Below are 13,285 nucleotides of genomic sequence, written 5' to 3' on the forward strand. Positions count from 1 at the left end.
CGGAAGGACGATTTCTCCGATAAGTATCCCCGGAACGGGAGACAATGATATCCGAGCCGACACTCGGAGGTCCCTATGACAGTGCGAAATCGAGCGGAACGTTCTCCGAGCGGTGTCGAGACTGCGGATCTGTGCATAGTCGGAGCCGGAATCGCCGGGATGAACGCACTTTTCGCAGCGACCCGCTACCTTGGTCGCGGCCACAAGGTGATTCTCGTCGACCGCCGCATACGGCCCGGCGGCATGTGGGTCGACACCTATCCTTATGTTCGCCTGCATCAGCCGCACGGCCTCTTCACGGCCGGGAATGTTGCGTGGACTCTCGACCGGGACCGGTCATATCTCGCGAATCGAAATGAGGTGCTCGACCACTTCGATCATCTCGTGTCCGTCCTCGGGGAGCGGGTGAGGGTCGACGAACACTACGGGTGGACACTCGAATCGACCACCGAGAGCGGCGGAACGATTCGATCGACATTCCGCGCCGGCGACGGTGACCACATGGTCGTTGAGACTCCGCGGCTGATCAAGGCGTACGGGCTCGCAGTACAGCCCAACGATCCGTTGGCCCTGTCCAGTCCTCACGTTCGATCCGTGTCGCCCAATTCCTGGGACGTCAATGGCGAGGAGATGCGGGCGTCCGATGCGCCGGTGTGGATCATCGGGAGCGGGAAGACTGCGATGGACACCGCCCACGCGATCATCAGCCGATATCCGGGACGTGAGGTGAACATGGTCTCCGGCGCCGGCACATTCTTCCTGTCACGAGACCGGTTCTATCCGTCCGGGACGCGACGATGGTGGGGAGGTGCGCGACCGAACGGCACCGCAGCGGCTGCCGCCCTCCGCTTCGACGGAACCAACGAGAAGGAGGTCACCGATTGGTTCCGTACCGCGTACGGAACCGGCCCGATTCCGGATGCCACCCACAACCTGTATGGAATTCTCTCCGAGGCGGAATCCACAACCATTGTCAACGGTCTCAACACGGTCATCCACGATCACCTAGTCGATGCCGTCGCGCGTGGCGGCGCAACACAACTCCGCCTCCGGAGCGGATCGTCGACCCCGGTGGATGCCGGGAGTTGGATCGTCAACTGCACCGGGTACGTCGCGCGCGGAGGACACCCGTACGAGCCGTACATGTCCGACACCGGGGGTGTGGTGACAGTAGACGACCGGTCCGCGGTCCTGCACTTGCCGACCTACATGGGCTACTTCCTCACGCACCTGATGTTTCTCGACAAGCTGCACGAGATCCCCCTGTACGAGCTGGACGTTCAGGAGCTCCGTGAGAAGGGCGCCGCAACGGTGCCCTACACACTGGCGGCCCTCGCCCAATACAACCTCAGCCTCATCGCGGACAGTGTTCCGAGGAAGGTCCTCGCGGAGGCCGGCTTCAGCCTCGATCTCTGGTATCCACTCCCACGCCAGATGGTCGGTCTCGTGGAGTTCGCACTCAGCCATCGGCGGCAACGGGAGCATCATCGTCGGACGCTGGATATCGTCAGAGACCGGTTCGACATCCGGTGCGGCCCGCTGGTCCGGGGTCCGCGTCGATCTGAGTGACTCCGGTCACCGGCGACGATGAACGGCTCGCGATCGGACCTGCACAGATTCCGCACGGCACCCGTCGACCACCCCGCAGCATCAGCGACGGCGATCAAACGTGGCACACTACCTCGGGTCCACCAGTCCCTGTGAAACCCGTGAGGCGGCGATGGAGAGTGCTGAGCAGCCGACACTGGCTGACGCGTGGGATGCCAATCGAGGGATCCAGAGGTCCGCAGCGGTCCGACTCTTCGCGGCGAACAACTCGGCCCTCTACGTGACGTTGATGGAACGTCACCTGGACTTCGGCACGAGATTGTCCGAGACCGATCTGGCCGTGCGACTCGAACGCGACATGGTCACTCTCGGCGTCGCCGACCAACCGAGCGGCCTGGAGCTTGTCAAACTGTGGGCCAGGCAGGGGTGGCTGCACCGGGTCACCGACGCGAGTGTCCGGACAGCCCAGAATCTCTGTTACCTGACCTCGGAGGCTCGCTCGGTTGTCGATTACGTCCGGCGTCTGAGACGTGAGGACAGTGTTGCGACCGGCGGCTCGATCAACGGCATCGCAGCCGGATTGCATCGCGTCGCCGGCCAGGTCACGAACGACCCACGTCAGATACGTGAGGAGATCGAGTACCAGATCTCCGAACTCGACGCCGAACTCGCCGACCTCGACGCGGGACGACGTCCCGAACCGGACCTCCGGGTCGCCGAGGACGAGGCGCGGGCGATCGCGTATCAGATGGAACAGATCATCTCCGACATCGGCCAGTACGGCAGCATGCTGGATCGGATCACGACCGCGCTGCTCGACGACCCGCACGACTCGGATCTCGCGTACCGGGATCGTCAACGACAGATGTTCGACGACTACGAGGCCCTGCTCGAGTCGTCCCAGAGTGCGTCCTATCATGCCTTCACCCACATGATCCAGGACCCGCAGCAGCGGGCCCGGCTCGTCGCCGACATCACCACGGTGACAAGACAACTCCCCGGCATCGACCACGGTCTCCGATCGGTGATGGACGACTTCTTCGGCCTCGTCACCCAGCAGATGGCAGAGGTCGGACGTACTCGCCAGCGTTGCGCGCGACGCATCCGCAGATTCGTCGCTTCGGGAACACTCGAGCAGAGCCGGGGGATCGCGCGACAACTCAACGACGCACTGGCAACGGCGAACGATCTGTTGAAGACCTCTCTGGCAGACCGCCGGATCGGTTACGAATTGCCCTTGGCGACACCATCGATCACGTCGGCAGGTCGGCTGGCGTTCGAGATCCGCGACCCTGCCCCTCCGGCACCGGCCCTGCCGGCGACCGGAAATGGCGATCTCACCACGTTCGCGTCGCTGTCCGGTCAGGTCGACACCGTCGAACTCACCGAAGTCGTGAACGCGGCTGTCGACGACGGCCCGATCGCCCTGTCGGATGTGATCGCACGGGTCGACGAGCCCTACCTCGCCCACGTCATCGTGCTGTGGTCCTGGGCTCTCAAACAGTCCGGTACTGCTGATCCGGAATCGGTCTTCGTCCGATTCCGATCCCTCGAAGGGGAGGATCGCATCATCGAGGTGCCGGCCCTGATGTTCACCGAACCGATTCCGACCGCGGAGGTCGACGCACTATGACCAGCAATCTCGACGTCACGGGCGAGCGAAGCGGCGGGGGAGTACCCGACGAGTTCGCCGGCTACGACGATCTCCCGGCAGTGCAGCGTGGCGGTCGCGACGACAGTCAAGGGCCACCGCGGTTCGACGGCGACGTCAGCGCTCTGCCCGATCGTGCCTGCTGGGCCCTGCAGAATCTCCTGACCCGCCGTTTCGTCAGTGGCGACCGTCAGCCGCAGCTGTGGGCCTGGGTTGCCGAATACCAGGACCAACTCAGGGTCCGGCTGTCCGAGCTGGACCTGCGTCTGCGTATCGTCGACGAACTCGAGGTCGCCTTCGTGGAGCAGGCGGGATACGAGTCTCGCTGGGGCAGAAGAATACTCAAGCGAGAAGCGATTCACACCTACGATGCGATCCTGGCGTTGCACCTCGCCAAATACCTGCGCGCGTCCCGCGACGAACGAGTGCTGATCACCCGGGAAGAGATCCACGAGTTGTTCGCCGGTGTCACCAACACCATCGACCGCGACCTGGCACTGTTCGACAAACGCATCGAGCACGCCATCGACAAGATGGACGAGCTGGAGTTCCTGCGGAGACATCGGGATGACCCGGACACCTTCACGGTCAGCCCGGTCATCTCGGCGGTGATGACCGCATCCGTGATCACCGACCTGCAAAAGCAGTTCGAGCAGTTCATCGGATCGGGGGAGACCGGTGACGACGCGCCACCGGCCGAAGCGTTCGAGTCGGCGGGCGTTGATGGCGACGACAGCGACGACGACGAAGGAGATGATTGGTGAGCGGACCGGTCGACCAATATCACCTGTCCCGACTGCAATTGATCAACTGGGGAGTCTTCGATGGCTACCATTCGATCCCGTTCAGTACCTCCGGATCGCTGATCACCGGATCGTCGGGAAGCGGCAAATCCTCATTGCTGGATGCGATCTCACTGGCTTTCCTCCCGGACCACCGACGCAACTTCAATGCCTCCGGCGACGCGACCGCGGCAGGATCATCGAGTGGCAAACGCACCGTCGGGAAGTACGTGCGCGGCGCCTGGGGCGAACGACGTGACGGGACCAATGCCCATCGCGAGATCATGTACCTGCGTGGGACCGGGCCGGCGTGGGCCGCCATCGCCGTCACCTATACCTCGAGTTCCGGATCCTCGATCACCGGCCTCGTGCTGAAATGGCTTGCGGCGGGCAAGATGACCGACGCGCACAGCTCGTACTTCGTTCACGACGGCGACGTCGACATCGTCGATGTGTGTAATGCGTGGGCAGGCAACAACTACAACTCGGCCAAGTTCCGCGAACAGGGCTGGCGGGGTGGGCCGGGCGAAGGCAAATACCTGGCGACCCTGTACTCGCTGATCGGAATCCGGGGCTCGGAGGCCGCCCAGCAGCTCCTCGGCAAGGCCAAGTCGCTCAAGAGCGTCGGTGGCCTGGCCCAGTTCGTCCGCGAATTCATGCTGGACGAGCCCACCAGTACCGCCGGGATCAAAGATGCGCTCGAGCAGATCGATCCGCTCGTCGAAGCGCGCGAACTCCTCGACGTGGCGCGACGCAAGCGCACGATTCTGGGCACCATCGAAACCCTCCAGGAGAGGTATGCGGCCGAGGCCGCCACGTTTACGGTCCTCGACACCATCGACACCGCCACGGTGCGCGCCTACCTGAACAACTTGCGCCTGCGCAATGCCGAGCCGGAGGTGGCCGACCTCGATGATCAGATCGCCCGCCTCGACGCCGATCTCGCCGCGCTGACCGGCCAGCACGACCAGCTCCGGCAAGATCACAGTCACCTGTTGTCGCGGATCGCGACCTCGACAGGCGATCTCGCCCCGCTGCAGGAGCAGCTCGCGACCGCGCAGAAGGTCAGCAACGAGGCCTCCATGCGACGCACGAGCTACGAGAACAAGATCTCGGCCCTCGGCGCCGACATCCCCGACGATGCCGAGGAGTTCTGGTCCCTACGCGCGAGCCTCCTGGAGGAGGCGACCCAGATCGACGGGCAGCTCGACGCGGGCAAGGCGCACTTCGCGGAGACACTGGCCCGCGAAGTCGCGGCGCGTACCCAGCGTGATGCCGCGCAGGAGGAGCTGAGTCGTGTGGAGCAGGCGGGTTCGGCACTCCCACGTGCCGAACACGAGATGCGCCGGGCCATCGCCAACTCGCTGCAGATCGACGAATCCGAACTGCGCTATGTCGCCGAGATGGTGGAGCTGCATCCCGACCAAGAGCGTTGGCGATCCGCGGTGGAAAAGGTCCTCCGTAACGCAGGCCTACGACTTCTGGTTCCCGACAAGCATTTCCGAGCCGCACTTCGTTTTGTGAACAGCCACGACATGCGCGGCCGGATTCAGCTGCATCACGCCGAGAACCGTGCGGCACCCGCCGCCGAACCCGCCACCTTGGGTGCGAAACTACGTGCCGTCGATCCGGATCACCCGTGCTCGGCCGAGGCGTTGTCCATCCTGTCCCGGCTGGGGAACTACGTCTGCGTCGATTCGCCCACCGACTTCGCCGATCACGCCAAGGCCGTGACCGACCAAGGTCTGCGCAAGGATTCGGCGAAACTGGCCATCAAGGACGATCGTCAAGCCCTGCGGCCGTCGCAACACATCTTCGTCGGAAACGTCGAATCCAAGATCGCGGCTCTGCGGGACGAGTTCGATCACGAGCAGGGTGCCTACGACGCGGCGCGGGAGGCCAGCGCCGAACTCGACCGCGACCGCACCGCGCGGCAGCAACGTCGTGACGACTATCGCCGGGTGTGTGAACAGTTCACCCAGTGGAGCGAGATCGACACCGATTCCGCCGACGACCGGGTCGACCAGCTCACCGAGCAGTACGAACTGCTGATGGAGGAACACCCGGACATCGAGGCGCTCCAACGCAAAGCCGAGGACATCTGGGAGCAGGTGCGATCGGCGATCTCGCAGGCCGCCCTGGTGCGGGACAAGATCGCCACGCACGACCGCCGCCGCACCCAGCTGCTCGACCTCGTCGATCGACTCAAACCCGAAGATGTTCCCGCACAGGCGGAGAAGACCCTCGACGGATTCCGTGAGGAGTCCCCGGCCGCGCTCGACGTGCTCGCACCCGAAGCGTTCCGGCAGGAATTGATGAAGGCAGTCGTGAAGGACCGCGACCGGATGCGGTCGGACGCCCGCCGTTCACGAGACGAACTCGGCCGGATCCTCGACAGCTACGACGAAGAGTTCCCCGACGCGATCCCGAACGACAGCGACGACTTCGATGAGCGCGTGCACGACTACGTCGCGTTGAGCCGCCGGATCGATGAACGCGAACTTCCCGCCGCCTACGAGCGCATGCGACGTCTGATCACCGAGCAGGCGCCCGGGGCGATCCTCAACCTGCACATGACCGCCGACGCAGAGGAACGACGCATCGTCGACCAGATCGAGCGGGTCAACACCGGTCTGGCCGCGGTGGCGTTCAACCGCGGCACCCGACTTCGGCTCCATCCCGGACGAAAGAACCTTGCCGCGGTCGCGGACCTCACCGAGAAGGCGCGGCAGATCTCGCAGCGAACCACAGCCGTCAGCTTCGGCGACGAGCAGGCGATCCTCGAGCAGTACGCCGACATCCTGCTGCTGCGCGAACGACTCGGAGGCACCACACCCGAAGATCGGCAATGGACCCGCGACGCGCTCGACGTACGTAACCGCTTCGATTTCTACTGCGAAGAACATGACGCCGTCACCGGGGAGACGATCCGCACCTACAGCAACGCCGGCGACAATTCCGGCGGTGAGCAGGAGAAGCTGATGGCCTTCTGCCTTGCCGGCGCCCTCAGCTTCAATCTCGCGAGCCCCCAGGGCGACGACAACCGACCGATCTTCGCTCAACTCATGCTCGACGAAGCCTTCTCCAAGTCGGATCCACAGTTCGCGCAGCAGGCACTGTCGGCGTTCCGCAAGTTCGGTTTCCAACTGATCATCGTCGCAACAGTGCAGAACACCAGCACCATTCAGCCGTACATCGACAACGTGATCATGGTGTCCAAGACCGAGGGGGCCGGCGCCCGACCCGTCGCCACCGCCATGTCGACGTCGATCCAGGCCTTCTCGGACCTGCGCAGATCGACAGGGGGACAGCTACCGGTGTGAGCTTCTACAGGCGAGCGGCGACGTATCGCGCGGCGTCGAAGGTCATGCCGTTCACCGTGTAGAGAACATGTAGACCGTTCGGCTGCCCGACCGGGGCACCGTTGCAGATGGTGTCGCCCGGGATGCAGTAGCGGATCGTCCGGTTCGCGAGTCGCGGATCGATCGTGATCGGAGGCGCCCCGACATCGCGGAGGAAGCGATCCGACGGCGGTCCGAACATGACGATGGCCGCCACCTTGCTCGCGGCCGCCGCGGGCAAGGGCGGCGGGATCTTGGACGTGTACTGCGCATATCGCGCCGGCAGCGAGATACCTGCATTGGCTGCGTAGCCGGCCACCACGGCGCCCTGCGAATAGCCGCCGAGCACGATCTTGGTTCGCGGGCACCTCGACGCCATGTACTTGACGCGTGCCTGTGCGTTGTTCACCCCGTTCACAACCGTCTGGGCGAACGCGAGTCGATTGTTGAAGTTGCTGCTCGCCGGGTAGTTCACCCCGTACACGGCGACCGATTTGCCTGCCAGCTGGGCCCGGAGGGCCGCGTCGAAAGCAAGACCGGTCAATCCGACCGGCGGCGCGGGTTCAGCGGTACCGCGCGCGAACACGACCTCCACGTCGGGACACGTCTGGGCCTCCGCTCGCGGGGCCTGCGCCGTCAGGGTCGCGGCGCCGACCATGGCCACGCCGAGGAGAACCAGGAGCGAGCGTTTGATCATGCTGTTGGATGCTACGGCGTTCTGACCGGCACGTCTGCGGTTCGTCGCACCCTGGAGGCGGAGTAACGGTAAGCGGATACTTACCGTTCGTGGAGACGAACGGACCGATGGCCGAGCCCTGGGCCATCCTCGCCGATGCGTCACGCAGGCAGATCCTGGTTGCGCTCGCGGTGCGACCCGTATCGGTCGGTGAGCTGGCAGACCAGCTGCCCATCAGTAGACCCGCAGTCTCCCAACACTTTCGAGTACTCAAGCAGACCGGCGTCGTGGTCGACGTCGAGCACGGAACGCGGCGGGTCTACCACGTGGATCCGGTGGCCCTGACGGCATTGAAAGATCAACTCGACACTTTCTGGCAGCGCACGTTGACCGGTTTCGCCGACAGTCGACGCGTTGTCGAACGACGCGGAAAAGGAGAGCGACGATGAGTGAGATGGACTCGAGCATCGCCACCTCAACCGCCATGGGACGGGCTGGGAATCACTCCGCAACGGAAGACAGCGACCAGGATGGCCTCTCTACCTTCGCAGATACCGCCGGCTGGTCACGACGTAGCCGTCGCGAACCCACGCCTCATCGCGTCGCCTCCGACGACCTCGAAATCTCTTGTCGCCGAAGCGTCTTTCATCTCGCCGAGCTCCGGGATCGTGATCACACGATCCTCCAGAGCGTCCGGCCCGACCAGATCGACCCACCAGGAGACGTTCTGCGCCTGCTTCGCGCGTGTGGGCTGCTCGTGCCACCTCTGGCGGGCAGGCGCCGCGATGTACAGGGGAGTCGCTGGATCCTTCGCGACCTCGAGCAACCGCGATTGGCCCTTGTGCCGCTTCACCTGTACGCCACCCCGCTTGATGCCGAAGCAGAGCCTGACCACGTTGACGAATCGATACGCCCACGTCAACGAGTCGTGTGGTGCGTAGCACGCATCCTCCACAGCCGGCCTCTCTGCCTGGGCGCCGGGTAGGCGTCCGCGATCGAACCGGAGTCCCTGCCCCTCTGCTTCGGAGACCATCCACGCGAGCGTGAGATCCGAGGGCGCCGATCGATCGAGGCCCCCACCGATGTCCGAATGCACGCCTTCGAACCAGACCTGCTGCAGATCGGTGTCGGGGTCGGCCTTCTTCTCCCACACACAGGGCTCGAAGGTGAGCCGCCGTTCGTCGATCGCCAGCGCCTGGCGCGCGCAATCGACCTGATCACTCAGTTCGACGTCGTGGAATGCGTAGTTCGATCGAGTCAAGCCCGGGATTCCCAGGGCTCCCACCGTGTCGAACACCCCGATGAAGGTGATGCGGGGGAGTTTCTCAGGTGATGTGAATCCATACGTGTACTTCTGGACGGCTCGCTGCTGTGCCCCACGGGTGGCGCCCTGGGCCCGGTAGGCCTGCAGCGCATCGTCCAGGAGATTCGACGAGGTCGAGGGCGGGCACGCGAGATTGTCGGCCGTCAGCAATCCGACCCTCGAGATCATGCCGACCAGACTGCGAGCGGTGTAAGCACCGCGGCTGAATCCGAAGACGTAGATCTCATCACCCGGCTCGTAGTTCAAGGCGAGGTAGCGATAGGCGTCGAGGAGGCTGATGTCCAGACCGCGGCCGAGCGCACCGCCGAGCACACGGTCATACCAGCTCCCGGCGGTACCGACGCCGCTGCAGTAGTGCACCAACTGAATCGTGTCGTCGTGAGTTCGGGTCGTGATGGCTCGCGCGATCTTCTCGATGTTGGAGATCCGGGGGTCCTTCGATGATTTCCACGTGCCGTCACAGCACACAACCAGACGCTTCAACGGACTTCTCCTCCTGCATTTGCCTCGTTGTCGGACACGATCACCATGACAACCCGGCCGAGTTCGGACATGAGTAGCGCGCTACCCGAGTGCCGTGCGGTTTACTACTCAGATGCCGATGCACACCTGTTCACGGCCGAAGCGCGCGATTCTGTCGGCGGTGATCGTCGGGGCGATCGGACTGTTCTCGGTCGTGTCCGGGTCCGATGCGAATGCCGCGACCGACACGGCGGGACTGGATCCGGTGCTCGCAACGTCATACACCCACGCGGCGGATTCGGCCCACAGGCAGGGCATCCCGCTGTCGATCACCTCAGGGAGGCGGACCGTCGGCGAGCAGGAGCGGCTCTGGCGGAACGGGATCGCCACCTACGGCAGTCCGCGGGCCGCGCGCCGTTGGGTACTCCCGCCACGGGAGTCCACACACGTGACCGGTCACGCGATCGACGTCGGACCTCGTTCCGGGGCGGCGTGGCTGGCGGCACGCGGCTGGCGCTGGGGCCTGTGCCGCACGTTCGTCAACGAGTGGTGGCATTTCGAGGTGGCCACGGTGCCGGGCACGCGCTGCCCACCGATGTGGCCCGATGCCGCTGCACGCAGACGCTGACCGCCGCTACGGAAACGGCACTCAGAGCGCTTCCGCCCATCGAATCGGCACCCAGGCGTTGTGGACCGGGTGGTCGGCGTGAACGGTCTGCAGATGGGTGACAAGTGCATGCAGCGACGCGTTGGGATTGTCGCGCGCCCAGACGATCGACATCGGATAAACGGGCGTCGGATCGACGATGGGGATTCGCCGGAGGTCATAGTGCGCCGGCCAGAGATAGCGTGAACCTTCGCCGACGAAGGTACAGAGATCCGGTGAGTCGGCGATCTCAGCGAGCAGCACCTCGCCGCCGAAGTTCGGGCCGAGCACGTCGATCCGGAGTCCGAAAGTGGTCGCGAGTTCCGCATAGTACGCACCCCAGTCGGTCGTCGAGGGCAGACCGGGCATCCAGACCGGATGCCGTTCCAGCTCGGCCAACGCGATGACATCGTTGTCGGCCAACGGATGTCGGGGCCCGACGAGTAGCTGATGCGCGTCGTCGATGACATGAGCCGAACGGAGCGCTCGTGGTAATCGCTTCGTGTTCCGCACGGTTCGGAACGTTGCGTCCACGGCTCCGTTGGCGACAGATTCGAAGGCCGCGTCGGTGTCGATGTCCGGGAGGGCGACCACGTCCAGCGTGATATCGGGATGCTGCCGATAGAAGGCGTGTACCCGAACGGCCGGTGCGATGCGTCGGTTGATCACGTCGATGCGCAGGGGACGCCGCTGCGGTGTCACCGACGCCAGCGCGCGGTCCTCGGCCCGGAGCAACTCACGGGCGTGGGGGAGCAGGGCCTGCCCGTCGACGCTGAGCGCGACACCGCGAGCGTTGCGCGTGAGCAGTTGCACTCCCAGGCCGCGCTCGAGCGCCGCCATGCGTTTCGACACCGCCTGCTGAGTGATGGAGAGACGGTCGGCGGCCGCCTGGAACTGTCCGCCATCGACGATCGCGACGAAGGTGCGCACCCCGTCAAGGTCCATGCGACCCACCGTAATGAACAACCAATGGTTGTGCCGCGCCGCTCGCCCAGTTGTTTGTGAGTCCGCTTGTATCGGCGTTTCATCGGTCGTGGTTCGAACCTGTTTGCAGCGGAGGGGGGCGGCGTGGGCGTCAGGCGCGCTCTCGGGCGACCGTTCGAGTGGCTGTGGGCGGCCTATGCGGTGAGCACCTTCGGCACCTGGATCGGATTCGGTGCACTGTCGGTTGTCGCGATCACGGTCTTGGACGCGGGACCGGCCGAGGTTGCGGCGTTGTCTGCGGCGGGCCTCGCGGTGGGCGCGGTGGTCGCCGTGCCCCTGGGGCCCTGGGTGGAGTTTCGTCGCAAGCGGCCCGTGATGATCGCCACGGATCTGATCCGGTTGTGTGCATTCGCGTCGCTGCCGCTCGCATACGCGCTCGACGTGTTGACGATCGGCCAACTGATCGCGGTCTCCGTGGTCGCGACGGCGTCGAAGATCGCCTTCGACGCGGCGAGCGCACCTCTGGTCAAGACGCTTGTCCATCCCGACGACCTGCTGACCGCGAACAGCCGATTCGAGTCGACCAGGTGGTCGGCGACCGTCGTCGGCCCCACGCTCGGGGGCGCCCTGATCGGACTGTTCGGGCCATTCGTGACCATCTGCGTCGACGCGACGAGCTACCTGCTCTCGGCGCTGGGAGTCTCTGGCATGCGCGTGTCGGAGGAAACGCGGAGAAGAGCGAACCCGCCACGGTTGTCCGATCTCGTCGACGGATGGCGGATCATCATCGGCCACCGCACCCTGCGCCGGTTGTTCGCCAACACCGTGCTGGTCAACGGTCTCATCATGGCGGGGGAACCCGTCCTCGCCGTTCTGATGCTCGGCCACCTGGGTTTCCCGACATGGCAATACGGTCTGGCGTTCTCGTTGCCGTGCATCGGCGGACTGATCGGGTCGCGACTGGCGGGCGCCGTCGTCAACCGGCTGGGCCGATCCACGGCGTTGCTCGTCACCGGCGTACTGCGCGCATGCTGGCCGATCGGCCTGGCGTTGGTGGGACCCGGCATCGGCGGCCTGGCGGTCGTCATGGTCATCGAGCTGGGCCTGATCTTCTGCTGCAGCGTGTTCAACCCCGTATACGTGACCTACCGACAGCAACTGATCGAGACGGAGCAACTCTCTCGGGTCATCGCGGCCTGGTCGATCAGTACCAGCCTGTGCATCGCGGCGCTCACCGCAGCCGGTGGCCTTCTCGCGGCGATCACCACTCCGCGCACCGCCTTGGTGGTGGCGGGAGTCGTCCTGCTCACCACTCCCGCCCTGCTGATCCGACGCCCCGCCGACGTCGCCGTCTCACCCGAGGCGCGGTCGGCCGACGCCTCCGGAGTCCACTGACGGGATCCACGCCTCAGCTACGGCGAAATGCGAGGACCGGAATCGTCCGGACCCCGGCGGTCTTCTTCTCGTAGTCGGCAAATCCCGGGTAGCGCCGGGCCTGCTCCCCGTAGATGCGATCGCGGTCTTCGCCGGTCACCTCGCTCACCGTGACCGTCTGGGTCTCGGTGCCGAGTTCGATCTGGGCCTGCCCAGCCGTGGTGGCGTTGTAGTACCACGCCGGGTTGCTCGGCGCGCCCGCCTTCGATGCGAAGACGTACATGGTGGCGTCGTCTTTCTCGTCGGGCAGGTACATCATCGGCGTGACGGTCTCGCGACCCGACTTGCGGCCGACGTGGTGGAGCAACAGCATGGGAGCTCCCTCGAAGTTGCCGCCGACCTTGCCTTCGTTCGCGCGGAACTCGTTGATTATCTGGGTGTTCCAGTCGTCGTATTCGCTCATGCCCACAATCTCCTGTCGAAGGTCTGGTGCCCTCGAGCCTACGGCCCGTGCCCGCTCGGCGGGTGAACTCCGCGAGCCGTGGTAACGTACTGAA

At 64.9% G+C, this 13,285-nt stretch carries 11 protein-coding genes and 1 pseudogene; 8 read left to right on the plus strand and 4 right to left on the minus strand.

The genetic code is table 11. The features are described 5' to 3' along the window. Nucleotides 1-75: 75 nt before the first annotated feature. From OVA31_RS23370 to OVA31_RS23385, 4 genes are all read left to right on the plus strand, one after another. The gene (locus OVA31_RS23370; RefSeq protein WP_267628919.1) at nucleotides 76-1,569 is read left to right on the plus strand and encodes an FAD-dependent oxidoreductase; all 1,494 of its coding nucleotides are present in this window, start codon (nucleotides 76-78) and stop codon (nucleotides 1,567-1,569) included. 151 nt (nucleotides 1,570-1,720) lie between these two features. Further along, entirely contained in the window at nucleotides 1,721-3,181 is a 1,461-nt protein-coding gene (locus OVA31_RS23375) for a DUF3375 domain-containing protein (RefSeq protein WP_267628920.1), read from the plus strand. Continuing rightward, complete coding sequence (locus tag OVA31_RS23380) at nucleotides 3,178-3,963, plus strand: DUF4194 domain-containing protein (RefSeq protein WP_267628921.1); 786 nt, start codon at nucleotides 3,178-3,180, stop codon at nucleotides 3,961-3,963. Before OVA31_RS23375 ends, OVA31_RS23380 begins: the two co-directional genes overlap by 4 nt. Further along, on the plus strand, nucleotides 3,960-7,304 hold the full coding sequence (locus OVA31_RS23385) for an ATP-binding protein (protein WP_267628922.1): 3,345 nt from the start codon (nucleotides 3,960-3,962) through the stop codon (nucleotides 7,302-7,304). The genes OVA31_RS23380 and OVA31_RS23385 overlap by 4 nt, the downstream gene beginning before the upstream one ends. Nucleotides 7,305-7,308: 4 nt before the next feature. On the opposite strand, the gene OVA31_RS23390 is transcribed toward OVA31_RS23385, so the two are convergent. After that, nucleotides 7,309-8,019, minus strand: a complete 711-nt coding sequence (locus tag OVA31_RS23390; protein WP_267628923.1) for a cutinase family protein — start codon at nucleotides 8,017-8,019, stop codon at nucleotides 7,309-7,311. Between the two features lie 107 nt (nucleotides 8,020-8,126). On the opposite strand from OVA31_RS23390, the gene OVA31_RS23395 reads away from it, so the two are divergent. Together OVA31_RS23395 and OVA31_RS23400 are read left to right on the plus strand one after the other, a co-directional pair. Further along, complete coding sequence (locus tag OVA31_RS23395; RefSeq protein WP_267631676.1) at nucleotides 8,127-8,447, plus strand: ArsR/SmtB family transcription factor; 321 nt, start codon at nucleotides 8,127-8,129, stop codon at nucleotides 8,445-8,447. Nucleotides 8,448-8,457: 10 nt separating this feature from the next. Next, nucleotides 8,458-8,574 (plus strand): annotated as a pseudogene (locus OVA31_RS23400) (ATPase); the annotation flags it as partial. Here the strand turns inward: OVA31_RS23400 and OVA31_RS23405 are convergent. Beyond that, nucleotides 8,564-9,805: a DUF2235 domain-containing protein gene (locus OVA31_RS23405; protein WP_267628924.1), complete on the minus strand. Its 1,242-nt coding sequence runs from the start codon at nucleotides 9,803-9,805 to the stop codon at nucleotides 8,564-8,566. The pseudogene OVA31_RS23400 and the gene OVA31_RS23405 sit on opposite strands and share 11 nt — an antisense overlap. Before the next feature lie 112 nt (nucleotides 9,806-9,917). Here OVA31_RS23405 and OVA31_RS23410 point away from each other — a divergent pair, with 112 nt between their 5' ends. Further along, nucleotides 9,918-10,412, plus strand: coding sequence for a M15 family metallopeptidase (locus OVA31_RS23410; RefSeq protein ID WP_420714108.1), 495 nt, complete (start codon nucleotides 9,918-9,920; stop codon nucleotides 10,410-10,412). Between the two features lie 21 nt (nucleotides 10,413-10,433). Here OVA31_RS23410 and OVA31_RS23415 read toward each other — a convergent pair whose 3' ends face one another. After that, nucleotides 10,434-11,375, minus strand: coding sequence for a LysR family transcriptional regulator (locus OVA31_RS23415; protein WP_267628925.1), 942 nt, complete (start codon nucleotides 11,373-11,375; stop codon nucleotides 10,434-10,436). A 123-nt stretch (nucleotides 11,376-11,498) separates the two neighbouring features. Between OVA31_RS23415 and OVA31_RS23420 the strand changes: the two genes are divergently transcribed. Continuing rightward, the gene (locus OVA31_RS23420; RefSeq protein WP_267628926.1) at nucleotides 11,499-12,749 is read left to right on the plus strand and encodes an MFS transporter; all 1,251 of its coding nucleotides are present in this window, start codon (nucleotides 11,499-11,501) and stop codon (nucleotides 12,747-12,749) included. Between the two features lie 13 nt (nucleotides 12,750-12,762). Here OVA31_RS23420 and OVA31_RS23425 read toward each other — a convergent pair whose 3' ends face one another. Then, complete coding sequence (locus tag OVA31_RS23425; RefSeq protein ID WP_267628927.1) at nucleotides 12,763-13,191, minus strand: nitroreductase/quinone reductase family protein; 429 nt, start codon at nucleotides 13,189-13,191, stop codon at nucleotides 12,763-12,765. Between the last annotated feature and the right edge of the window lie 94 nt (nucleotides 13,192-13,285).

Source organism: Gordonia sp. SL306 (assembly GCF_026625785.1).
In the GTDB taxonomy this organism is placed as follows: Bacteria; Actinomycetota; Actinomycetes; order Mycobacteriales; family Mycobacteriaceae; genus Gordonia.

Bases quoted from the DNA above. Each gene is read 5' to 3' on its own strand.
- OVA31_RS23370 (WP_267628919.1), top strand. From the start codon at position 76: ATGACAGTGCGAAATCGAGCGGAACGTTCTCCGAGCGGTGTCGAGACT.
- OVA31_RS23375 (WP_267628920.1), top strand. From the start codon at position 1,721: ATGGAGAGTGCTGAGCAGCCGACACTGGCTGACGCGTGGGATGCCAAT.
- OVA31_RS23380 (WP_267628921.1), top strand. From the start codon at position 3,178: ATGACCAGCAATCTCGACGTCACGGGCGAGCGAAGCGGCGGGGGAGTA.
- OVA31_RS23390 (WP_267628923.1), bottom strand. From the start codon at position 8,019: ATGATCAAACGCTCGCTCCTGGTTCTCCTCGGCGTGGCCATGGTCGGC.
- OVA31_RS23395 (WP_267631676.1), top strand. From the start codon at position 8,127: ATGGCCGAGCCCTGGGCCATCCTCGCCGATGCGTCACGCAGGCAGATC.
- OVA31_RS23410 (WP_420714108.1), top strand. From the start codon at position 9,918: ATGCCGATGCACACCTGTTCACGGCCGAAGCGCGCGATTCTGTCGGCG.
- OVA31_RS23415 (WP_267628925.1), bottom strand. From the start codon at position 11,375: ATGGACCTTGACGGGGTGCGCACCTTCGTCGCGATCGTCGATGGCGGA.
- OVA31_RS23425 (WP_267628927.1), bottom strand. From the start codon at position 13,191: ATGAGCGAATACGACGACTGGAACACCCAGATAATCAACGAGTTCCGC.